Here is a 23,594-nt window from a genome sequence, read left to right as displayed (position 1 = left end):
CTTGCCGTCAAGGTCTACTCATCATACCATTAGACCACTGAAAGACGTAACTCACGATTCCCCGCCAAGCCAGGGTACACATCTCCTTAGGTTCCTCTTGCTCGGTGGTTTTGGATGCGCGCCGCCAACCCGGCCGCGTCCCCTTTTCTATTGGTCGGGCGTGCGAGGGCAATCTTCGCCGTCCTCATCGTGTCGACACAGACGTCGTCGCCTCTCAACCAGACGCGTTCAGAGGACCGCAATGTAAGTCGATGTTTTTTCGCCCTCCCACCCGGGCGTTGCAGTTATCAGCATCGGAGATTTTCATGAGCCTGCGCCGCGAGCGCCATACAAAGATTGTGGCAACTTTGGGTCCTGCTTCGTCGGATGCAGAAAAGATTCTGCAACTTGTCCAAGCGGGCGCCGATACCTTTCGCCTGAACTTCAGTCATGGCACGCATGAAGACCATGCGGCACGCCTTCGCGTGATTCGGCAGGTGGAGTCCGTCGTGGGCAGGCCTATCGGCGTGCTGCTGGATTTGCAGGGACCGAAACTGCGCCTTGGCACGTTTGCAGACGGCCCGGTAAAGCTCAATGCCGGACAAGACTTTCGTCTTCAACTGGCTCCTGTGGCCGGAAACTGGCAAGTCGCACAGCTACCGCATCCCGAAATCTTCGAGGCACTGTCGCCAGGCAACGCGCTTCTCATTGATGACGGCCGCGTCCGCCTTCGGGTGACTTCGTGCGGGCCGGATTTCGCCGAGACGGTGGTTGAAACGGGAGGAAAGGTTTCCGATAGAAAGGGCGTGAATGTCCCTGACTGCGCCCTCCAACTGTCCGCGTTGACGGAGAAAGACCATCGAGACCTGAAGTTTGGGCTCCAACTCGGCGTCGACTGGGTGGCGTTGTCATTTGTACAGACGGCTCAGGACATCGAAGAACTTCGGGAAATTGTCGGCTCAAGCGTCGGGATTATGGCGAAGATTGAAAAGCCTGCCGCCATTGCCGATATCGAGGCGATTGTTGCTGCGACCGACGCGATTATGGTTGCGCGCGGCGACTTGGGGGTCGAAATGCCTCCGGAAGAAGTACCCGCAATTCAGAAGCGTTTGACCCGACTCTGTCGCGAGGCCGGCAAGCCCATCGTGGTAGCGACGCAGATGCTTGATTCGATGGTGAGTTCGCCCGCGCCCACCCGTGCTGAAGCCTCGGACGTCGCGACTGCTGTGTATGACGGTGTCGATGCCGTGATGCTGTCTGCAGAGTCTGCCAGCGGTGACTATCCCGTTGAGGCAGTGCAGATGATGTCGCGAATCATCCGAAACACCGAACGGGACAGGCTGCAGCGAGACACAATGGGTGCCATCGCTGCTACTCGTCGCGCTGACGCACCGGATGCGATTGGCGCTGCGATTCGCACAGCAGCCGACATCCTGCCACTGTCGGCGTGCGTAACGTACACGCTGTCTGGCTCCAGTGCGCTGCGTGTTGCCCATGAACGCCCCAACGTGCCCATCGTCGGCATGACTCCCAAAATCGAGACCGCGCGCCGGTTGGCCGTTGTTTGGGGCGTCCATGCCGTCCATGGCGATGATGCCAAGAGCGTTGAAGACATGGTTGTGCACGCCACCGATGTTGTTCGTGCGGAAGGATTCGAACCGGAATCTCGCCCGTTCGCGATTGTGGCCGGAATGCCGTTTGGAACGCCAGGTTCCACGAACTTTCTTCGATTTGTGTTGCCGACGCAGCCGAAGTAAAGCTTACTGCCAGCGCGAGGCTTAGGTTCAGGGTCTTGGCCCACCAAAGCGTCGGCTGCAGGATGCAAATTATGGACATAGCGCTTGCGTAGACATCTGCACCTACGCGGCGCCCTCTAACGCATTTTTCTCGCTAAACAATGAGTGCAATCGTAGATATCGTTGGTCGCGAAGTTCTGGACTCGCGCGGCAACCCCACAGTCGAGTGTGACGTGCTGCTGGAATCGGGCGTCATGGGCCGTGCCGCCGTTCCGTCGGGCGCCTCCACTGGCTCGCGAGAGGCTATCGAGCTACGTGACGGCGACAAAAGCCGTTACCTAGGTAAAGGGGTGCTGAAGGCCGTTGAGCACATCAACACCGAAATCGCCGAAGCCATCATGGGCTTGGAGGCCTCGGAGCAGGCGTTCGTGGACCGCACGCTGATTGACCTGGACGGTACAGAAAACAAGAGCCGCCTGGGAGCCAACGCCATGCTGGCGGTCTCGATGGCCGTGGCCAAAGCCGCGGCCGAAGAAACCGGCTTGCCGCTATACCGTTACTTTGGCGGCTCGGGCGCAATGCACTTGCCGGTGCCGATGATGAACATCGTCAACGGCGGTGCGCACGCGAACAATAGCCTGGATGTCCAGGAATTCATGATAATGCCGGTGTCTGCGAAGAGCTTCCGTGAAGCCCTACGTTGCGGCGCCGAAGTCTTCCACGCACTGAAGAAGATTCTCGCCGACCATGGCATGTCAACCGCCGTGGGCGACGAGGGCGGCTTTGCACCCAACTTCTCGTCCAACGAGGAGTGCCTCAACACCATCGTCCAAGCTGTCGAGAAAGCGGGCTACCGCATGGGTGAAGACGTCCTGCTGGCCATGGACTGCGCCGCCAGCGAGTTCTACCACGAAGGCGAAGGCGTCTACCACTTGGAAGGCGAAGGCCTGAAGCTGACGTCGACGCAGTTTGCCGACTACCTTGCGAACTTGTGCGACAAGTTCCCCATCGTCTCAATCGAGGACGGCATGGCCGAGGGGGATTGGGACGGGTGGAAGACGCTGACCGAGAAGCTGGGCAACCGTGTGCAACTGGTGGGCGACGACCTGTTCGTCACCAACACCAAAATCCTGAAGGAAGGCATTGAGAAGGGCATCGGCAACTCAATCCTCATCAAAATCAACCAGATTGGCACTCTTACCGAAACGTTTGCTGCCATCGAGATGGCCAAGCGCGCCGGCTACACTGCCGTGATTTCGCATCGGTCGGGGGAGACGGAGGACAGCACCATTGCTGACATCGCAGTGGGCACCAATGCCGGCCAGATTAAGACCGGCTCGCTGTCGCGTTCGGACCGAATCGCCAAGTACAACCAGTTGTTGCGGATTGAGGAAGACTTGGGCGAAGTGGGGAGCTATCCCGGTAAGAGCTCCCTTTACAACGTCCTGTAATAGGCCCGGCCGGCGGGCTGTCGCCTGCCAGCCGCAAAGTCAGACAACATGGAGAGTACCAAAGCGCACATCGTGTGTCGCTCTCTGCCCTTCAGAAAGGAATCGTCGAACTGTTATCATCTCATCTTCTGGCATGATGACATGAAAGGTGAGCGTCCCTATGGCCAATGCTGAACCCATCCAACGTAGGCGGCTGTTTGAGGATGTACTCGAGCGACTGACGGAGAGGATTCGAAGTGGGGAAATTCCTCCCGGTGAACAATTGCCAGCTGAACGCGACCTCATGGAGTACTACGGCGTCGGTCGGCCCGCCATTCGCGAGGCTCTTCAGTCTCTCGAACGAGCAGGCATTATTGAGATTGCGCACGGCGAGCGCGCGCGTGTCGTAATTCCCACCGCCGACCACCTAATACGGCAAGTTGGAGCCGGTGCTCAACACCTGCTTAGGTCGAGTCCAAATTCCCTCTCGCATCTCAAGGATGCGCGCTTATTCCTCGAATGTGGACTGGCTCGCCTTGCCGCAGCAAATGCGACCGAGCGCGACATCGAGATTCTCCAAACTCGCATCGAAGACCAGCGCGCGGCAAGAAGCAATCCGGAAGAGTTCCTCACGCGCGACATGGCATTCCACCGTGAGGTGGCACGGATAAGCGGGAATCCGATTTTTCCCGCCATCGTGCAGGCACTCTTTGAATGGGCCCGCGAGTACTACCGGGGAATTGTTCGCGCGCCAGGTGTTGAAAACCTCACCCTGGAGGAGCATCAGAGGGTTGTCGACGCCATTGCAAAGCATGACGGGGACGCTGCTGCCCAAGCAATGCAAGACCACCTGACCCGGGCTAATGCACTGTACAAATCGATGACAGGCACCTCTGTAGACGTCAGTTGACAACGCCGCGACAGGAATCACTCCAATCGCTGCCGATGCAAGCTTACGGGGTCATACCCACCGTCACCGTGAACGTCGTTGTTGCAGACCGGCCCAGCAACGACGTCCACGCTTGAGGGACTGGCGGACATGGCCTCCCCCGGGGCGCAACAAACGACGATGACATTGGCATCTAACCAAGCAAGCTATTCGTCGTCGTCGGACTGTGTCACCGTTGCGGGAGCCTGCCCCTTCCTTCCCACGCGCTGGGTATAAAAGGCCAATGCTTCGATGGCTCTAATGCTGGAGACCTCGTATCCCATCCAGTGCTTTGCCCACTCCCGAGCATCTTTCGCAGCTTCGTCGCTGACCATTATGACGCCTGCCCAATAGAGCTCATAGCGGGAGACTGCCTTTGTAGCATCCCACTTCCACCATAATGATGCGACAACTGAGTCGAAGATTGGGAAGCAATCCGGGTCGAAGAAATGCAGAAACTTCGAGGCGCCGACCATCGAATTGTTGATGCACCGGCTAGCGGTTTTTATGAGCTTATCACCGTCTGGTTCGTCTTCGTTGAGCAGTGAAACCAATTGGGGGAGAGCCGCTACATTCCATCGCTGAATGCCACGGGGCATCCAGCCGTAGACGCTACAGAATCGCATAAGTACATCGTCGACTGTCCATGCTCCTCTCTTCCGGAGCTTGGCGAACTCAGCTATTTGCAACGGATATGTACGGTTGTAGAAATCTGACTCATGGACTCTGTTGGTGCGAAGAGACGCATGTGAGGCGATGAGGCTCTCCAGAGAGCAGCGAATCTCTGTATCAGTAATACACATATATATTGCTCGCAGAATATCAAAGCTGCGCTATAGGAGAATTAATTACCTCTCTCTCCTGTAGCTCGGAGTCAAATGTCACTTTGCGGTCGAAGCTGACTCTTTGGCGCGTTGTAAATTTGCTTGCAGTGCGTAAAGCTGCCTCGATGTCCGATTCTTTACGGCAAAGGTCAGAAACTGCTGAACATGGGAGCGCTTAATGCTCATGGTTTTTGCGTATTCTCGCACTCGCTCAGCACGAAGGCCCCAGTCGGAATTGGAAAAAAACATCTGACCATAGGATTGCATAAGAAGATGCGCAGCATGCGTTGGTGGCTGATGTTCTTTGTCTTTGGCCGTGGTTACCCGCGCCGGAAACACTGCGTACGTGGCGTTGCTATTGCCCGTTACCTCATGTTTCACCCGAGTTTCGTTGCGGTAAAATGCGGCAACTATAGCCATCGCAAAAATGAAACGATTGCTTGGATTGCCATGAGCTACTTGTCCGCACCCGGCCCCTCCCTGGGCGCCACGCGAGGACACATACTGCTGCTGTAGCTCTTTACTCCAACGCACAACCACCTCGACGTCCGAGGCAGTCATGTGTCGCTTGAAGAAGTCACTAGAGCCGACCATAGAGCCACCGTACGCGAACCAAGTGGTGAGGAGGTCGCGTAAGCGGTACTCGATGTCGTCGGCCGTGCAGTCGAGAATCGCGGATGGAACTGACGTTACCCCACAACAATTCAGGTTAGTCAGGAACGGCAAGTTCATCTCGGCCGCCTTCATACCAAGCGCTTCACTCGCGGCAAGCTCTAACAGTGAACGATTCACCGAAAGATTGCCGCTGATACGCGCAAGGAGGCTCTCGGGCACCGTGCTCGGCAAGGTGTCCGCCTCGGACAGCCATCTGTCGACTATCGGGACGAGATGCTCCAAGGCCATTGAGGAAGATGCATGCGTGACCACGAAGGGCGTAGTTTCGTCGACAGGCAACCTTTCCTCGTTACGCCAGCCTCGGTCATAGGTGAAAATTTGCTCTGCCAATAAGTCTTCAAGAAACAGTAGGTTGTAACCGAAGACGGTATCGGAGCTCAGCGGATGCCTTGCAACCTCAGCGGAGCCGAAAGCAGCCGCGTCCACCCAGCTTAGCATTGACCGATAGGCCGAACTGCTTGCTGGATTCATTCGATTCAACAAGCCCTCAAGAAGAAGCTTACGTGCCTTTACCAAATTGATGGAGACCTCGTCGGGCTGTGCCTCTCGCGCGAGATAGCGCATAGACGAAGTGCGACTCGCTTCGATGCGCGGTTCACTTCCTGGCCCAAGTGCCCATGATGCCATGGGCACCTTTGCCAGCACCGCATCTTGCCACTTGCGGTTCGATAAGTTCTCTGCAACGGATGTGAACGCATCGTAGGCCGCTCGAACCTCGCCAGGATGCCGGCGCAGAAGGTCTACTACAACATCCTTCTCAACACTCAGAATGTCGGGAAGATGGCGTTTGAGGTATTCGAGCTCGTCAGTACTGTACTGTGCCATTGGATTTCTTCCTGATAAATGAAGCAGCGGTCGGGCACATTGGGTGCCCGGCACGCCAAACATGAAGGGTGGCTACTCAAGAGACTGCAAAGCGACCACGCGGGGATTGCGACCGCTGTGACCCCAGCTCTCGTCGCAGCTCTTCGCGCGCCATTCGGTTCGCTTGGAACCCGTCAATATTCCAGCGCAAACGCTGGACTTCGCGGCTCGCCAAGGAGAGCGCTTCCTCTTCCGTGGCGACCTTCTTCTCGCGCAGCAGGATGCGCGCAAGTCGGTTGGCATGCTCCAGTGCACCGTTTTCTTTGATGGACTGAACACCGTGATACTGGTCGTTGCCTGCAGTGAAGAATCCGCAGTCAATCGGTTGTTTCTTCGCCATGGAGTGCTCCTTGATGTGGCGGGTGGAAGACAACCTGAGTGTCCCAAGTTCATAAGCCGTTGGGCTCATGAAAATCACGCGGTGCCCCAATTTTGGCAGGGCAAGTAAGCAATTGCCTTCACCGCCACAAAAAGTCTTATCGGCTGCTTTCGCTAGGTTGGAACCCTTCTTTATGAGGGGTATCGCCGACCTGTCGGCTTGGTTGCGAAGGCTTCCCTTTGATGAGCATACGATTCAGCCGCCGTCAAAGAGGGATGAAGTTGGTCTCGGGGCTCCGCTCAAAGCGGCGGCCACGCCCTTCTTAGCCGCGCTTTTCCCTAGTGTGCTTCCCACCTCTACGGGTTAACGCCGAACGATTGCCACTTGTCCTACTGGCCTACTCATCATACCATTATGCCATCACGCCACTTGAACATGTGATTCCGCTACGAAGCCGTGTGGAGCTACGAGCATTGATTGACACGGTGGACCTCATTGGAGATTTGAAATGAAAGAGAAAATTGCGTTGTTTGGCGCCGGCGGCAAGATGGGCGTGCGCCTGGCGAAGAACCTTCTTAAATCCGACTACCGCGTCAGCCACGTCGAGCTGGGCGAGGCGGGCCAGAAGCGCCTGCGCGACGAGTTGGGCATCAACTGCGTAAGCGCGGACGAGGCACTCGACGGCGTCGATGTCGTAATCCTGGCGATTCCCGACACCATCATCGGAAAGGTCGCCGCTCAAATCGCTCCGCAGCTGAAGCCCGGCACCATGGTCATGACGCTGGATGCCGCAGCTCCCTTTGCAGGGCATCTGCCCAACCGCCCGGACCTCACCTACTTCGTAGCTCACCCCTGCCATCCGCCCATCTACAACGATGAAACGGAACCTGAAGCACGCCGGGACTACTTCGGAGGGGGCGCTGCGAAGCAGTCGATTACGAGCGCACTGATGCAAGGACCGGAAGAGGCTTTCGACCTTGGCGAGGCAGTGGCAAAGGTCATCTACGCACCTATCCTGCGCTCCTACCGCCTGACCGTCGAACAGATGGCAATCCTGGAGCCTGGTCTTTCCGAAACCATCTGCGCGACGCTGCTCCAAGTCATGCGCGAAGCGATGGATGAGACGGTTCGCCGCGGCGTACCCCACGAAGCTGCTCGCGATTTCCTGCTCGGTCACATGAACATCCTGGGCGCGGTCATCTTCAACGAAATTCCCGGCGCTTTCTCGGATGCTTGCAACAAGGCCATTGAATTCGGAAAGCCCCGCCTGATGCGCGACGACTGGCTGAAGGTCTTTGACCGTCACGAAATCGCCGACAGTATCCGCCGTATCACCTGAGGCGCGACTCGCAATTTCCGAGCGCTGTCAGTCCCCTGACAGCCCCCCAAATTTATAGGAGTCAACGTGGGCAATCGCATCTACGCCACCTATTGGCTGGAAACCGCAGACGACCCAAAGCGGGCGGCCGAAGCCATTGCTGGAGAGCAGTCCAGTGGAACCTTTGTGGCATTGCCCACGGAAACTGCTGAACTAAAAGAACGCTCGGGAGCACGAGTCGAAAGTATCGAGGTACTGGAGAGCGTGTCTTCGCCGAGCCTACCGGGCGGCATGAAGGGCGACCAATACCGACGTTGCCGGCTAACAATCTCATGGCCACTCGAAAACCTGGGTGCTTCTTTGCCCAATCTCATGTCGACCATCGCAGGCAACCTGTTTGAGCTTAAGCAGGTTTCGGGCCTTCGAATTCTCGACTTGCAGCTGCCGCCTGAATTCGCACAAGCCTATCCGGGCCCGGCCTTCGGTATCAAAGGCACGCGCGAGCTGGCTAGTGTCTCTGACGGCCCCCTTATTGGCACCATCATCAAGCCCAGCGTTGGCTTGTCGGTTAAGGAAACCGCTCAGCAGGTGGAACTGCTCGTCGACGGCGGCATCGATTTCATCAAGGATGATGAATTGCAGGGCGATGGCAGCTATTGCCCCTTTGACGAGCGCGTGTCAGCCGTCATGCGCGTCATTAACAAAGCTGCCGACCGAACCGGCCGAAAAGCCATGGTTGCGTTCAATCTCACTGGCGACCTCGACCAGATGAAGCGGAGACACGACCATGTCCTCGCGCAAGGCGGAACGTGCGTCATGGTGTGCTTAAACTCTGTGGGCATCATTGGGCTACACGAACTGCGCAAGCATTCGCAACTACCCATTCATGCTCACCGTGCAGGCTGGGGCTATCTGACGCGCAGCCCAGTTTTGGGTTGGGAGTACGCGCCGTGGCAAAAAATCTGGCGCCTCGCTGGAGCAGACCATCTTCATGTCAATGGGTTGCGGAATAAATTCAGCGAGCCCGATGAAAGCGTAATCGCTGCTGCCAAATCTGTCTTGGCGCCTGTCATGCCTGAAGCACCGATGCCTGCAATGCCTGTGTTCAGTTCAGGTCAGACAGGCCTGCAGGCCGCCGACACGTTCGCCGCGCTGGGCTGCGCTGACCTGATTCACACAGTTGGCGGAGGCATTTTTGGGCATCCAGGCGGTGTCGCACCTGGCGTGCAAGCTCTGCGCGAAGCTTGGTCAGCGGCCATGAACGGTACGCCCTTGGCTCAGCAAGCTCGAGGTTCCGCTGTCTTGCGCCAGGCTCTGGAGTTCTGGAAATGACATCCGCGGCGTCTTCCCAGCTTCCACCGGGGCTGCTGCTCGCCTACTACGGCGACGACTTTACGGGCTCGACAGATGCCATGGAGGCCATGACTGTCGCCGGTATTCCAACCATGCTGTTCTTCCAGAGCCCGACTCCTGAAATGCTCGCGCGGTTCCCCAGCGTTCGGTGTGTTGGGCTTGCCGGGGCGTCTCGTGGCAAAGAGCCTGCATGGATGGAGGCAGAGCTTACTCAGGCCTTCGATAGCTTGCAAAAGCTCGGTGCGCCTATTCTGCAATACAAAGTTTGTTCGACGTTCGACTCCTCCCCCGCTGTCGGTTCAATAGGGAAGGCAATCGATTTGGGTGCAGCGACAGTGGACGGAGCATGGATACCCATCGTCGTCGGAGTTCCGCAACTGAAGCGTTACCAGGCGTTTGGGAATCTGTTCGCTGCCGTGGATGGGCAATGCCATCGCTTGGACCGACATCCGACCATGTCGCGGCATCCCGTCACCCCGATGGCAGAGTCAGACCTTAGAGTGCACCTCGCCCAGCAGACGCAGCGTCCGATTGATTTGGTTGACCTGGTCCAACTGACATCGGGCAAGGCAGTGCCCCGTACATCTCGCGATGGTCAGACCGCGCCCGCCGTCTTCATCGACGTAGTGGACGAATCTACTTCGCGGGCGGCCGGTGAATTGGTTTGGGAAGGTCGAGGCAAAGGCATCTTCACAGCGTCGTCATCCGGACTGCAGTACGCGCTGACTGCGTATTGGCGTAGCCGAGGTTGGATTCCAAGCGAACACAAGTTGGAGAAGGCCCGGCCGGTGCCTGTTATTGCTGGCGTCAGTGGGAGTTGCTCCCCCGTCACCGCAAAGCAACTGGAATGGGCGGAGAAGAACGGCTTCGCCACAATCAGACTTGAAGTGCAGAAGGTGTTGGATAAAACCCGCGCGAAGCAAGAGATAGAGCGTGTGTCGGCGGCTGCAATTCATGCCTTGTCCATCAATGTCAGCCCCATCATCTATAGCGCCAGGGGGCCAGACGACCCGGCAGTACTGCAGTTCAGCGAGATGGCCAGTCAAGCAGGACTCGCTCGTCTGGAAGCGGCCAATCGCGTCAGCGATGCGCTTGCTCAAAGCATGCGTCGTGTTCTGGATGCGACCAACCGCACCAAGCTGCGCCGCGTGGCAGTTGCCGGCGGTGATAGCTCCGGCGACGTCGCCAGCGCTCTGGACATCACAGCGCTAACGGTTAAAGCGCCACTCACACCTGGCGCCCCGTTATGCCAAGCCTGGTCCGAATCACCGCAGCGTGATGGCCTGGAGATTGTGCTGAAGGGCGGTCAGATGGGTAACGAGCAGTTTTTCGGAAGCGTCCTCGCGGGTTCCTGAGTTGGCTCAGACCAACAGCATGAACGAAGAGCGCTGACTTTCCACCAAAGGGCCCTGGCCACGCCGTCGACATCGGCGACGCAGTGGGGGCAACGGAGACACTAATGAAAATCGCATTCTTTGGCCTTGGTACGATGGGCCTTCCTATGGCAATCAACCTGGTCAAAGCCGGCTACCAAGTGACAGGCTTTGATAGGTCCATCGAGCAACTCAATCGCCTCGTAGCTGTCGGAGGCCTGCCCGCGACCACTCCTTCCGTTGCAGTCCGCGGCGCAGACGTCGTGATTACGATGCTCCCGGACGATGCGACGACTAGGTCGGCTATCGTCGACTCAGGCGCCATCGCGGAATTGGTCCAGGGGGCAATTCATATCAACATGGGGACGGTGTCGGTCGCGCTTGCTCGCGAGCTAACCCAGCTGCATCGGGAGCACTACGGGCACTACGTTGCGGCGCCGGTGCTCGGCAGGGTCAATGCTGCCGAAGCGGGTCAGTTGAACATCCTAGCCGCCGGCGCTGCTGATGTGTTGCTAACTATCAAGCCACTGTTCGAAGTGATGGGCCAGCGCATTTGGCACTTCGGCGAGAGGCCCGAACAGGCAAACGTGGCAAAGCTGGCTGCTAATTTCATGATTGGAAGCGCCATCGCGACAATGGGCGAGGCAGTCACACTCGCGGCTGGCTATGGTGTGTCGAAAATTGACTTCATGGAGCTCATAACAAGCACCGTGTTCGATGCGCCAGCCTATCGCAACTATGGTCATGCAATCGCGCGAGAAAGCTTTGAGCCACCTGGCTTCAAGCTTGCGCTCGGTCTCAAGGACGTGAAGCTCGCCATGAGCGCCGCCGAAGAGGTCAACGTCCCGCTGCTCATGGCAAGCGTTCTGCGAGACGCCCATATCGACAGCCTTGCGCATGGGGAGGGAGACATGGACTGGGCGGCCCTATCACGGGCTGCGGCGCGCCGGGCGGGACAGGCCTAACCGCCGTCCCCGTTCGCTATCCCCTTAACTGAAGGTCCACAGGTTCTCTGAAAGTCCTCTGTGGCCGAGCTCGAACTAGGGGATTCCCTAGCAGGCTAATCAACCCCGTTGCGTTAGCCTTTGCTAATGATGTACTGATTATACCATTACACCAATCTGCCCTCAGAGGCAAAGGATGGAGACTATGTCCCAGACAGTCCAGGCGGTTACCGCCGCAGGGCGCGATACTGCCCTTGCATCGCATTCGGAGCTCGCAAGCGTCTACAAGAAGGTGACTTGGCGGCTTCTGCCCTTGTTGGTCCTCTGCTACGCGTTTGCTTATCTGGACCGAGTGAACGTCGGCTTCGCCAAGTTGCAAATGGCTGCGGACTTGAAATTCAGCGATACCGTCTATGGTCTGGGTGCCGGAATTTTTTTCCTCGGCTACGTGCTGGCCGAAGTACCGAGCAACCTCATACTTCACCGGCTTGGCGCGCGGAAATGGATTGCCCGAATCCTCGTCACTTGGGGCTTGCTTTCGGCGGCAATGCTGTTCGTGAACTCTCCGACCACCTTCTACGTTCTGCGCTTCTTGCTTGGCGTCGCTGAGGCTGGCTTCTTCCCCGGCATCATCTATTACCTGATGCACTGGTATCCGTCGTCCCGGCGTGGTGCCATTCTGGCCATCTTTTACCTTGCAGCTCCGCTGTCCGGTGTCTTTGGTGGTCCGGTTTCTGGCTACATCATGACCGCAATGGCCGACACGCCCCCCCTTACCGGTTGGCAGTGGATGTTTCTCTTGGAGGGCCTACCTGCAGTTCTGCTCGGTGCAGTCGTTTTCATGTATCTCGATGACCGAATCGATAACGCAAAATGGCTTACCGCTGATGAAAAGGCTGCATTGCATCAAGCGCTTGAAATGGAGCAGTACCACGCAGCGCCGACGTCCGCAGGAAGCGCCTTCAAGAACCTGCGCACCTGGCATCTGAGTTCGATTCTCTTCCTCATCGTGATGGCAATGTACGGCGTGTTTTTCTGGATGCCCACGCTGGTGAACGAATCGGGTATCAAGAGCCCGTTGCTCGTGGGCCTGCTGTCTGCAATTCCCTACGCTGCTGCTATTCCTACGATGATGCTCATGGGCCGGCACTCGGACAAGCATGGTGAGCGGCGGATGCATATGATTTGTCTTTGCATGATGGGCGCTGCAGGCTTCCTGCTCTGTGTAACGTGGCAAAACGATACCGCCAGGCTTCTCTTCGCTCTCACCCTCGCGACGGCCGCAGTCATGGCGATTCTTCCTCTCTTCTGGACGTTGCCGACCGCCATGTTCAAAGGTGCGGCAGCCGCGGCTGGAATCGCCCTCATCAACTCCCTTGGGGTGACTGCCGGCTTCGTCGCGCCCTATATGGTGGGATATCTCCGCGACCTGACCAAGAGTCCGAATACTGCACTGTATATCTTGTCAACGCTTTGGGTTATCGCAGCGGTACTCATCTACAAAGTTCCTGCGAACCTGACCACGAGCAATAAACCAACGGAGTAAGGAGATGCAAGAAATCAAAGCCCTGGTGTTCGATGTCTTCGGCACGGTGGTCGATTGGAGAACCAGCATCGCGAAGGAAGCCGAAGCGTTCTTTGGGCAACACGGCATCTCTGGTGATGGCTACAAGTTCGCGGACGACTGGCGCAATCTCTACCAGCCGGCCATGCAGGCTTGCCGCAGCGGAGAGCGGCCGTACACGCGACTCGACGACCTCCACCGTGAGAATCTCGACAAAGTGCTGAAGGCTTGGGACATCCAAAACGTATCCGAGGAAAAGCGGCAGCACCTGAATCACGCGTGGCGTCGCCTGCAACCCTGGCCTGATTCGGTTCCAGGCCTGCACCGACTGAAGAGCAAGTTCATTATTGGAACCCTGTCTAACGGCAACATCGCACTGATGGTGGGGCTCGCAAAGTGGGGCGGACTCCCATGGGATGCGATTCTGGGGGCAGATGTATCGCGCGCCTATAAGCCGGAGCCTGCATCCTACATCGAGACGGCTAAGGTCCTCGCACTGGAGCCTCAGGAAGTCGCACTCGTCGCAGCCCACAATGACGACTTGCTCGCAGCACGGGACTGCGGTCTGCGAACCATGTTCGTCACGCGCCCCACCGAGCACGGTCCTGGGCAGAAGATTGACCTGGAACCGGAAGCCGATTGGGACGTCTGCGCCAACAGCCTTGAAGAGCTCGCTGACAAGCTCGGATGTTAGGACAGCGAACCGCCCGCTGGCGGTCCGATACCCTTGCAATCAGGCTTCTCCGGATTGAATCGTGCCCGCCAATTGGCGGGCGCTTTTATTCGAGCCCCACCGATTTGGCTTGCAGCGGGCATCTTTGAACGTGATTCCGGTGCAGAGTCATTTGAAAAACTAGACGAGAGCCGACACATGGACCACTGCTTACACGGCTGCCAGTCCCGTGGGTAACGCCGCCAAGTCTCACCCACCCGCCACTGCGAAGCGGACCAGAGAGATGCTCAGCTCAGTTAGAGGTGGTTCGCGGTACGTGTTCAAGGAGCGGGAGTTCGCCTTACGCACTGGTCGTGAGCCAGGAAGTGCCGCGTCCCGAGTGGCCCTGCTTCGTTTGGCAAGGAGCGGCGAAATCGTGATAGCGCAAAGACGGCCGTCGATGTGGCTAATCATTCCACCGGAGCATGGCAGCTATGGCGCTCCGCCGGTGGATTGGTGGCTCAACGACCTGATGGGGGAGCAAGAGCCAAGCTACTACTTAGCGCTACTTTCCGCCGCTCGCTTCTGGGGCTCATACCATTACGAAGGCCACCACGCGCAGGTCATCGTAAGTAGGCCGCGCAGGACGCTGAGTATCGGCAAGTTTCATGTCGACTTTATCGTAAAAAAGACCATTGGCAACACACCGGTCGTACTTGAACGTAGCTCTGCCGCTCCGTTTCGGGTGAGCACGCGGGAAGCCACGGTCCTTGACCTAATTCGCCACCAAACCACCTATGGTGGCTTAGAAGTAGTGGCGCGCGTCGTCTGTGACCTAGCTGCGGAAATGACGTCAACAGGACTCAGAGATGCCTTGCGAGCGCTTGGACAAAGTTCCGCTGCGCAGCGTCTGTCCTTCATTCTCGATAGACTCGGATACGAACTACTGGCAGCATCTGTCGAAACTTGGTTGCTGCAGCGACGACAACGACGTACCGTCCAACCATTGGAACCACAGCAGGGTCCCAACGGGGTGAAAATGCGTGTCGACAGAAAATGGCTGATTCAGTATAGCGACGACCAGGCGCAGCTACTAAGCGTCTTGAGGGATACGCGAACAATCATTTTCCAGCCGCTGGTCGACAACTCCCGATGAGCTACCGCGCCGGCTTTAGCTCTGGGAAAATAATCACGAATGCTTGGTCCACAGCCATGAGCATCGCAGCCGCTTTGACACTAGACCCTGGCTGCCAGAACACAAGCTTGGCTCTCAGTCGTGGGAACTTAGCCCGAACATGTTCCGGAGAGCGTGCTCACGGATAGTCACTACAGCTGGTAGGAGACGATTCAGCAAAGACGACGTGGGCAGCCAGGGCCGGCGATATGGCGGCGCGCATCTCGTCTGGTCTCGTGTGGGTGTAAGCTGCTGTCATAGCCCTATTGCTGTTTTCCACGGAAACCTGGGGCTTACGTCCAGACGGTATCGCATATTCCAAAGTCGCGCTTTGGATGGCGGGCTGACGTAGCGACGGGAAGACTCAGTGCTGCGGGTTGTGATTACGTAGATTACGGATTACTAGATTACAAGCGCGCCCGCTAGCAAAAACGGCCTTGAGCACCGTCAGTTTTCGACGTGGATACCCAATAACCGTGGGTATGGGTCAAGCAAATTGTGGGTGCAGGTCAAGTAAAACGTGGGTGGGGGTCAAACAAGGCGTGGGTGGAGGTCATGGTGAGCCGCATGCGAGTTCGCACTCCGCCGGCGCCATATGGATGTTCGTCAGGACTAGTGCCGAGCCCGCACGGCAGGGAGGCAGCCAAGGAAGCATCGCTCAGGCGGGTGCTGGTCTTAGCTCGAGTCGCTGACAGCATCAGACGGCACGAAGTCATGGCCCGCCTAGAGCCTCACATCCCGGCTGGTTCTTTATATCTGGTTTGCCCGGTCATATGCTGTCGCCTCACGATGCGAGCCACGATGGAGCCTGGTCGTTCGTCCTATCAGCAGGGGGCTCCCGGCAAACTACGTCGCGGCCTTCTACAAGGCATACAGAACGAGCATCCTGCTTTCTGTGTAGTGCCGATTGTCGAACTGGAGTGCGATGGCGCGCAGGTCAGGTTCTAACCCGCAATCGCAAGTCGCAGAACCGCTTCGGCCCAACAGCCCAACTCCTACGGCAGTGACGGGCTCGTGGACCCTCCTGCTGCTGTTCCAGGGCCGTTGCGCATTCCGTGACCGGATTGGCGTCATCTTGTTGACGGACCGGGAAGGTGGCGTCATACCTGCGCCGCCCGCTGCGAGACTGCCGCCACACATCACAGTAAGCACTGCCGAGCTGGCCGCCCCCCCAAGCTGCCGCCCGCAACATCAAAGCCTGCGGCGCTAACTGCGGCGCCCCTACAGTTCGCTCAGGTCTTTCCTAAGACATGTGCGGGGAACTCGATGGGCGGGAATGTTGCTTGCGCCAAAGCCCGCAGAAACGGGTACGCCGCAAATCGAGGCTCGTTCCTCGGGAAGATAGTGCTTGGAGCCTCGTAGCGCGTGGCACTGCTGGATGAACATGTGAAACCGTATCCCGATTGTCTCCCGGCACAATCGAAGAAGCCCCCATAAGGCGACGAACTGGTTTGCAACCTCACGGTGCAAATGAACCAACTCGCCCGAAGCCGAACTTCTGGAGCACCATCAAGGGTTCGATAGCCGGAGCACAGACATGCCATGCCTTGGCATGTCTGCTCCGGATGTGGCGCTCACTGAATAGGCGGCACTATTCCGAGCTTTTCGGCCAGCATTCGCTCATAGACGCCGAAGTGCAGGTCGACCTCTGCTTGACTGACGACCACAACCTCGACGTTGAGCTGGTCCGATTTGAGCCCAAACATGGTGGCCAACGCGACCTCAAGTTGAGGAGCAGCATCCTTATCCTTCGCAAAGGTTGTGCCAACGCTAATCGTGTAAGTCTTTTCACGCTCAGCCAGCACCTCTACTAAGCGCGCTGCGGCACTGAGATTGTTTTCTATGGCAATCTTGGCCAGCTCGGCGACACTTCGTGTTTTATCTGTCGGGAAGCCGCGAACGCACCTGAGTCGCACGCGGTGCATGCCGAGAGTTACCCAGTCGGAATCGAACTCCATCAGCCATCTCCTCTAGCAAACACACCATTTTCGCGGAGCATCATTTGATTTCAATTTTCTGAGCTGCAGGCGTCGGCGAGCCGGTCTTTGGAAAGCGTAGGCTCAAGACACCCCGTTCAAACTTGGCATCGACACGGTCCAGGTCAAGTCCGTCCGGCAAAGGAACACTACGCATGAAGGCGCCATATGAACGCTCGAGCCGATAACAACCATTCTCCTCGGATTGAACGTCCTGTCGCTTCTCGCCTCTTAGCACCAGTGCACCATCCTCGATGGTGGTCTGCACATCCTCTCGGTCAAGACCTGGCAATTCAACGGTAACACGCAATGCAGCACCATCATCAACAACATCAATCCGGGGTTGGAAACGTGATGAGCTGAAGTCGCCAAACCATCTATCCAGACCACCGAAGTTGGCAAACGGTTCGTGCAGGAAGTCGCCCATCGCACGCCACGGGTCGCCGCCGAAGAATCGCGAGACGTCATGCCACTCCGGCCCCCTATGTCTCGTTGAAACGCCGCTCGAGGGATTGTCCGCGGGCGACTTATCCTCCGTCGTCTTCCTCAAGAACTTGAAAGGATTCCACTTACCGAGTTCCGTTTTCATGTCGCTCTCCCAACAGACGAGGAAACAGGTCAACGGAGAACGCGCCAGTGCCGACGCCGGAGGCTAAGCGGCATGACACGTTCCGCCTTGGCAAATAACAGCTGAGCTCAGCCGACGTTGATGGCGATGCGTCGCGGACGCGCTTCCTCGCGGCGCGGAATCGTCAGCCTCAGTACGCCATCCTGCAGATTCGCCTCAATCTTGGTCGCATCGAGGTCCGGGCTCAGCGAGAAGGCGCGAGCGAAATGGGGCTGCCGGATTTCCGCGTGTTGCACGCGAAGGCCAGCAGGCATTGGCACCACTGCTTCCGCTTCAATGCGCAGATTGCCGTCATGGACGCTGACGTCTAACTTGTCGCGAGGCACACCTGGCAGGTCTGCCCACAGGGTGACTCCATTGGCGTCCTCAACAATGTCTACTGGCGGGAGCACCATGAGGTTCCGCGCCGCCTTATCTTCCTGAGGTGATGCCACAGCGCTTTGAGGGTGCTCAACGACTTGAGTCATCTCGGACATGGCAGTCTCCTTGGGTTTACTCGACTGCAATCGCGCGAGGCTTCGAGGCTTCGCGTTTACCGACGCTAATCGAAAGGCAGCCATTCGCATAGCGTGCCTGAACTTTGTCAGGGTCGCAGCTTTGTGGCAGCTCAATGACACGCCTGAACGCTCCAACGAACCGTTCGCGGGCATACCGCCTACTATCAGGAGAGTCGTCCCCGAATGTAGCGCCGCGTTCCCCACCGATAGTCAACAGCCCCTTATCTATAGAGACCTCCAGGTCTTCTGGCTTCAGGCCTGGCGCGAATGCAACGATTTCGATGGAGTCATCCGTCGAGCCTATGTTGACCGGTGGAAACGCACCAAAGCGCCCGGAACGAATGCTGGAAGGGAAGCCGCCGAATAGGCCCGCCATCTGCCTTTGCAGGCTGTCCAGTTCGCTGAAGAGGTCGGCTCCAAAAACTGCGTCACTCATGGTCGTATCCTCCTTCAAACTGCAAGGAGGCGAAGGGGCTTACGCGCTCCCATTCGCCTGCCATGCTGGCCGCAAACAAACAGAAACACGCAGCGCGATGTCGCGACTGCTTTGAGCAGAAATAAAATAGTAAGCAGCCGGCCCAATTTCAAGAGGATAATAGAGCACTCAATCAGACTGGCCTCCGGCCCCCTTTGGGACCTCGTTGGTGATACCGCCCGACTTGACGCAGCATCCTTTTGTATCAAATCGCTTCTATGTGAATGACGCTGCACGTTATGGCAGGCGCGCTTCGGGGGCATAGCTCGCTTGGGTGATAGCGCCAGGGATTTCTTCCGTGCATAGTTTTGTTTTTTCGGTGTACTTGCTCACGGAGTGTCGCAGAGGGGCGACGATAGTTGTGGCGAGGTGCCATGACGTGAGAAGCAGAATGATAAGAAATGCCAGACTCCGAGCTGCGAATGCGGAGGACTTGGAGGCAGTGAGCCAGCTCTTGACGCGGTGCGGACTGTCGCTTCCTGAGTCCGCCGAGGCTCCACCGTTCATTCACGTAGCATTTGTCGAGAACAGTATTGTTGGTTGCGCTTGTGGCGAACAACGGTCTCGCACCTTTGTAGTCCACACGGTTGCTGTCTTGCCCGACTATCGCGGGCACCGACTTGCCACTCATCTCGTGAGTGTGCTTTTGACAAGAGCGCGTGCCAATGGCTGTACGAAGGCCACCGTTCTGACTGACGTAAACCCAACCTTCTTCGCTCGATACGGCTTCTCATTGACTCCGACCGATGACGTCATTCGAGAGATGCAGTTGTCAATAGATTTTCTCCGTCGATTCGGCGCACGCTCTCACTACATGTGCCGTCATCTGTAGGCATACAGATGCGAGAGACCTGCTTTGCCGGAGGACGGAGGGCCTCGCCAAGCTGAATAAGAGCCAAACGCGCCGGCCGACGAACACGGCACAGAAATCGTGGGTGGGCCGGCTGGCACCGAATATTCGAGCCGCGGCGGGGCGTTAAAATTCCTGGCTCTCTAGGACGATGCGCGAGCCGGTCGGAACATGGCAATTTCTCGCGGCAGCGCTCCGGATAGCTCCCACCCGCTGGCAAATGCCTGTAGGAGCGCCGCATTTGAGACCTCTCAACGTCAGACCAAAGTGGTCCACCAAGGCCTCCTGGCTAACGACAAACGCTCGGTCGAATCCTCCAGCCTGCTAATGGAAATCAACTCCGATATCGTCCTCGATGTAGGTCACCTGAACATCGATGAGGTAGACCATCACGTCCTCCCCTGTCGTCTTTCCAGGGACGTACAAGTTGGCATAGACAGCTGGCATCCTCGACGGAGCCGCCTGATGTGCAAGGAGAGGGCTCCGCCGCATCCTTCTAGACCGCGGACGCTTCCGCCTCGTCCGCCACCGCGCTGGCATTTCTCGCCACGTCCATGTTGGCGACCTCTTCAACACCAGCTTCGCTCTCCGATGCCAAGCCCGCCTCGTACGCCAGTTGCTGACGGAACCACTTGTCGCGCATGACCGGGTCAGCCTGGAGCTGCCGTTCAATAGCCTGTGTCTCACGGTATTCTGCAGCCGCAGCTGACATGGTCCAGGCGACCTGCAAGCCCAACTCCTCAACCGTCTGTCTCAGGTCGGCGATTCCAACACGAAAGAATTCTTTGCGGGGGTTAATCTTATTCACCTGTGCCTCCACAAACTTGCGGTGCAGCAGGGTCTCTAGTGCTGGAGCGTTATCGGACCAAATCATCGCGTGCACATCGAAAGCGAATGGCACGCTGGCGTCTCCAAGTTCCCGCACACGGTCGTGCGGGTCGAGACGGCGCGTCATGCCAACCTTGTAGACGTGCTCACCAAATGACCCGACGTTCGAAATGACGTACACATGGCCGGCCTTGGTCTGCTGTGCCATAGAAAGAGCACGCTGATTCTTGTCTTCGGCATCTTGGAGCTTCTGGGCAAGCTCCGCCAGTTGCTGCTCGAATTGGGCACGTTGCTCGTCTGAAGCGCGTGCCACCTGTTGCTGCGCCTTCTCCATCGCCTTGCGAAGGAGAGCCTCCTCCTTCTCCGCGTCTCGGATGGCTCGCTCGTATTCGCGGCGAGCGCGCTCCTCTTCACGCATCTGCTCGCGAATCCGGCGCTGCTCTTCCCTCTCCTTCTCTCGAAGCTCTATCGCTCGCACCGCCCAAACGAGCTCGTCAATGCGCGCATCGATATACTCCTTCAGAATTCGCGCATTGCGAAACGCCGTGCCATTGTGGTCCACGAGTGCAGCTGCATCCTTGATTTCCTGTTGCAAGATGCCAAAGTTGTCGACCTTCACGCGGGAAAGAATGGAATCGACTTTGCCGTTGAACGCATCCACCACAAACCGGATAGCCGTAACTCGCCGATTATTCTCGACATAGTCGCAAGCTGCAGCGCGCCCTTGCGATACCATAACCTTCGAATACTCGCGTACAACCTTCAGTCGCTTTCCTGCCTCTGTGAAGGAGTATTCTTCCGCCAGCTCGTCGAGAAGGCTATGACTTGGAATCATGTACTGGTCGCCGTAGCCCTCGATAACGTTGCGCATGGCAACGCTGATGGCTTCCAGCTTGTCTGCCTCCTGGACTGCCCGCATCGCGTCGCCCGCCACCTCTTGCGCGCGCCTTTGAGCGTCCTCAATGACTTTGGCGGCTTGCGCGCTCGCTCTGGCTAACATCTGCTCGGACTGAGTACGTTTGGACTTCGCGTCGGTGGCCGCATCCGACAGAAGACTTGATGCCTCGAGTCTCGCTTTCTCTATGGCATCAGCAGCTTGCTGATTCGCCACTGAGACCTTGGCTGCCGCGTCAGCGATGAGTCGCTCGGCTTCCGCTGCCGTATCACGAACGTGGGAGAATGCCGCTAGGGAGTCTCGTTCGCGTTCAGCCGCCTCGGCTCGTTCGGTGAGCCGGTTGATGACCTCTGCGTTCTGCAAATCGAGTTGCTCCTTTGCAAGACGCAACTCCTCAAAACGGCGACTCACGTCGTCATGTGCTGTCTTTGACTGCTTGACAGAGGCCTCGAGCTTCTTGGCTTGCCAAGCCAGAAACATGACGGCACCTAGCAACAATACGACGAACAGCTCCATACTCTCTCCCTATATGTTATATCTGCGCAGGCGACGTACCGTGCCAGCAGCGGGAGAATATTAACCGGAGGGTGGCTCGCACCACCTCGTGTTCACACCCCACCTTAGAGGGACCTGGTGCGCGAAACCTGACCGGCGCTCGCCGGACTCAAGCAGACGGTTAGCTGTCCCAGATGCGGCAATTGAGGAACCCAGACAGGGGTTAGCGAAAATCGCCGACGCTGCCAGCGAACGCGCGGTCTCCACGGCGCCTTTCCGCAATCGTTGCCTGTCACTCTAAGCGACTACACAGGCTATGAGTCCTGGCCGCAAAGCGTCGCAGAAATTCCTTCGACATCGACACCTCCTGCGGCATGTCATCCGGGGATGGGGGTATGAATCCATAGCGAGTGAAGAATGTAGGATTATCAGCAGTGAGCAATACCGCCTTCGTGCATCCGTTGGAACTGGCACGAATCAGAAGAGCCCCAACGAGATTCATGGCAACCTGCTGTTCCCTGTACTCAGGGAGCACAGCAACGGACTGGACCACAATAGTCCGGCCATATTGCTCACCACAGGCACAGCCAATTACTACGTCACCATGTACCGCGAGATGGTAAAGCCGAGTCGAGTGGTCTACATCGCTGCTCGGCAAACCACAATTCTGGAACACGTCGGAGACGGCCTGCTTGTCGGCAAAGTTTGCAGCTCGGATTCGCAAGTCTTTTTGCATCTTTCTTCAGGTACCTCAACTGTCCCAAGAGCAAGCAGTCTAGAGAACGAATGTTGCAATGCGACATACCAGTTCATCAACTGGCTTGTGGGCAATCCCGCGGGACTCTACGAGGGAACACCCCGCCAGCGATTCTTTGGCATGGAGTTGGGTTCATGCCATCCCCCCAAGGGGGCAAGGCTCGCATGCCTGCGGCAAATTTAATCACGGTATGATGCTTTTTCAAGCTCAAACGCACCGCTCTTACGGGTGTGAGCGGTGCTGACAAGAGCAGAGCGGGTAGGGGAAAGCCGTGAACGAAGCTTGCAACTCATGGAGACAACGCTGGCTGAAGTGGCATGCACAATCACTTCTGTCCTGGCCTTTGGGCCTACCTGAATACGTACGGGAGGCCTACTTGAACGAGGCGCGAGATGCGTACGAGTATGGGGACTTCACTGAGAATGAGATTGATTTCATTATCCAGCGTGTCGCACGAGTAACGCAGAAACTAAGCTCGCATCCCTACCCGTCTGAGTAAGCACTGCGAGCGCAGCTACACGTCAAAGCTCTGGGCCTCAGGTTGGAGAGAGACCCCTCAGCTCTCTGCAGCGACAGTTGACGCCGATGCTCGCAGCTGCGCAAGCCGCCGGCAAGTCGGAAACGGGCTGTCCTGGAATTGCACACCGGTGTCGAATCACAGGAGTTCTATCGTCGTGTTCGGCGCAGCTCAAGGTCGGCCACCATCTCGGTGCAGCGCCCGTCGTGCCGAGCGGCTCGCTGCCAGTCCCCATTTACCACCCTGCCAGACAATTCCGGCAGGGCGTGAAGATGGATGACACGAATGCATTTGGTGGTCTTCCGCCAACCTGGAAACAGCGAGCGCACAGCGCTACTTTCGAGGGCCGGTGCCAGGCTAGTGGCCGCCGAACCCGCAACGGCTGAGCCGACGAAGCTTCTTTGCGCGCCGTCCCATCACTACGGACCTCCAAAACCGATAAAAAGGAGCAGTAAAAATATCGCCTCTTAGCAGGCTGCTGAAGTACTAGCCGCGCAAAAAGCGAAGCTTGCCTCTACAAGGCTGAAGGGCTCGCTATTTTTC

The 23,594-nt window shown here is 57.5% G+C and carries 20 protein-coding genes; 11 read left to right on the top strand and 9 right to left on the bottom strand.

The genetic code is table 11. From position 1 onward, the window contains the following. Positions 1-311: 311 nt before the first annotated feature. The 3 genes from pyk (at position 312) to J8I34_RS21710 (ending at position 4,055) form a co-directional block, all read left to right on the top strand. Complete coding sequence (pyk, locus tag J8I34_RS21720; protein WP_209807029.1) at positions 312-1,736, top strand: pyruvate kinase; 1,425 nt, start codon at positions 312-314, stop codon at positions 1,734-1,736. A 140-nt stretch (positions 1,737-1,876) separates the two neighbouring features. After that, positions 1,877-3,166 (top strand): phosphopyruvate hydratase, encoded by a 1,290-nt coding sequence (eno, locus tag J8I34_RS21715; protein ID WP_209806984.1) that lies wholly within the window; start codon positions 1,877-1,879, stop codon positions 3,164-3,166. Between the two features lie 160 nt (positions 3,167-3,326). Beyond that, complete coding sequence (locus J8I34_RS21710; protein ID WP_209806983.1) at positions 3,327-4,055, top strand: transcriptional regulator NanR; 729 nt, start codon at positions 3,327-3,329, stop codon at positions 4,053-4,055. 185 nt (positions 4,056-4,240) lie between these two features. Here J8I34_RS21710 and J8I34_RS21705 read toward each other — a convergent pair whose 3' ends face one another. The 3 genes from J8I34_RS21705 to J8I34_RS21695 form a co-directional block, all read right to left on the bottom strand. After that, a complete protein-coding gene (locus tag J8I34_RS21705; protein WP_209806982.1) occupies positions 4,241-4,627 on the bottom strand; it encodes a hypothetical protein in 387 nt (128 codons plus the stop codon). 327 nt (positions 4,628-4,954) lie between these two features. Then, a complete protein-coding gene (locus J8I34_RS21700) occupies positions 4,955-6,397 on the bottom strand; it encodes a hypothetical protein (protein WP_209806981.1) in 1,443 nt (480 codons plus the stop codon). A 76-nt stretch (positions 6,398-6,473) separates the two neighbouring features. Further along, a complete protein-coding gene (locus J8I34_RS21695) occupies positions 6,474-6,776 on the bottom strand; it encodes a hypothetical protein (protein WP_209806980.1) in 303 nt (100 codons plus the stop codon). A gap of 487 nt (positions 6,777-7,263) precedes the next feature. Between J8I34_RS21695 and J8I34_RS21690 the strand changes: the two genes are divergently transcribed. From J8I34_RS21690 to J8I34_RS21660, 7 genes are all read left to right on the top strand, one after another. Then, on the top strand, positions 7,264-8,094 hold the full coding sequence (locus J8I34_RS21690; protein WP_209806979.1) for a phosphogluconate dehydrogenase C-terminal domain-containing protein: 831 nt from the start codon (positions 7,264-7,266) through the stop codon (positions 8,092-8,094). Between the two features lie 66 nt (positions 8,095-8,160). Next, positions 8,161-9,405 carry a ribulose-bisphosphate carboxylase large subunit family protein gene (locus J8I34_RS21685; protein WP_209806978.1) on the top strand — a complete coding sequence of 415 codons (1,245 nt, stop codon included), beginning with the start codon at positions 8,161-8,163 and terminating at the stop codon, positions 9,403-9,405. Beyond that, a complete protein-coding gene (gene oiaK, locus J8I34_RS21680; protein WP_209806977.1) occupies positions 9,402-10,781 on the top strand; it encodes a 3-oxo-isoapionate kinase OiaK in 1,380 nt (459 codons plus the stop codon). The genes J8I34_RS21685 and oiaK overlap by 4 nt, the downstream gene beginning before the upstream one ends. A gap of 104 nt (positions 10,782-10,885) precedes the next feature. Further along, complete coding sequence (locus J8I34_RS21675; protein WP_209806976.1) at positions 10,886-11,764, top strand: NAD(P)-dependent oxidoreductase; 879 nt, start codon at positions 10,886-10,888, stop codon at positions 11,762-11,764. 184 nt (positions 11,765-11,948) lie between these two features. Beyond that, positions 11,949-13,289 (top strand): MFS transporter, encoded by a 1,341-nt coding sequence (locus tag J8I34_RS21670; protein ID WP_209806975.1) that lies wholly within the window; start codon positions 11,949-11,951, stop codon positions 13,287-13,289. 4 nt (positions 13,290-13,293) lie between these two features. Beyond that, positions 13,294-14,001, top strand: a complete 708-nt coding sequence (locus J8I34_RS21665; protein ID WP_209806974.1) for a haloacid dehalogenase type II — start codon at positions 13,294-13,296, stop codon at positions 13,999-14,001. Between the two features lie 418 nt (positions 14,002-14,419). After that, the gene (locus tag J8I34_RS21660) at positions 14,420-15,115 is read left to right on the top strand and encodes a type IV toxin-antitoxin system AbiEi family antitoxin (RefSeq protein WP_245176058.1); all 696 of its coding nucleotides are present in this window, start codon (positions 14,420-14,422) and stop codon (positions 15,113-15,115) included. A 1,592-nt stretch (positions 15,116-16,707) separates the two neighbouring features. Here the strand turns inward: J8I34_RS21660 and J8I34_RS21655 are convergent. The 4 genes from J8I34_RS21655 to J8I34_RS21640 form a co-directional block, all read right to left on the bottom strand. Then, a complete protein-coding gene (locus J8I34_RS21655; RefSeq protein WP_209806972.1) occupies positions 16,708-17,091 on the bottom strand; it encodes a hypothetical protein in 384 nt (127 codons plus the stop codon). 40 nt (positions 17,092-17,131) lie between these two features. Then, complete coding sequence (locus J8I34_RS21650; protein WP_209806971.1) at positions 17,132-17,698, bottom strand: Hsp20/alpha crystallin family protein; 567 nt, start codon at positions 17,696-17,698, stop codon at positions 17,132-17,134. A gap of 107 nt (positions 17,699-17,805) precedes the next feature. Then, positions 17,806-18,213, bottom strand: coding sequence for an Hsp20/alpha crystallin family protein (locus J8I34_RS21645; RefSeq protein ID WP_209806970.1), 408 nt, complete (start codon positions 18,211-18,213; stop codon positions 17,806-17,808). A gap of 16 nt (positions 18,214-18,229) precedes the next feature. Continuing rightward, positions 18,230-18,670 carry an Hsp20/alpha crystallin family protein gene (locus tag J8I34_RS21640; protein WP_209806969.1) on the bottom strand — a complete coding sequence of 147 codons (441 nt, stop codon included), beginning with the start codon at positions 18,668-18,670 and terminating at the stop codon, positions 18,230-18,232. 430 nt (positions 18,671-19,100) lie between these two features. Between J8I34_RS21640 and J8I34_RS21635 the strand changes: the two genes are divergently transcribed. Further along, complete coding sequence (locus tag J8I34_RS21635; RefSeq protein ID WP_209806968.1) at positions 19,101-19,541, top strand: GNAT family N-acetyltransferase; 441 nt, start codon at positions 19,101-19,103, stop codon at positions 19,539-19,541. A 514-nt stretch (positions 19,542-20,055) separates the two neighbouring features. Here the strand turns inward: J8I34_RS21635 and J8I34_RS21630 are convergent. Both J8I34_RS21630 and J8I34_RS21625 read right to left on the bottom strand, forming a co-directional pair. After that, positions 20,056-21,798, bottom strand: coding sequence for an SNIPE associated domain-containing protein (locus J8I34_RS21630; RefSeq protein WP_245176057.1), 1,743 nt, complete (start codon positions 21,796-21,798; stop codon positions 20,056-20,058). Positions 21,799-22,069: 271 nt separating this feature from the next. Further along, on the bottom strand, positions 22,070-22,513 hold the full coding sequence (locus tag J8I34_RS21625; RefSeq protein WP_209806967.1) for a GNAT family N-acetyltransferase: 444 nt from the start codon (positions 22,511-22,513) through the stop codon (positions 22,070-22,072). Between the last annotated feature and the right edge of the window lie 1,081 nt (positions 22,514-23,594).

The organism is Cupriavidus phytohabitans (assembly GCF_017815025.1).
Taxonomy (GTDB): Bacteria; Pseudomonadota; Gammaproteobacteria; order Burkholderiales; family Burkholderiaceae; genus Cupriavidus.
The sequence above is the reverse complement of the archived record's forward strand: the minus strand, read 5'-3'. Positions and strand labels throughout refer to the sequence as shown.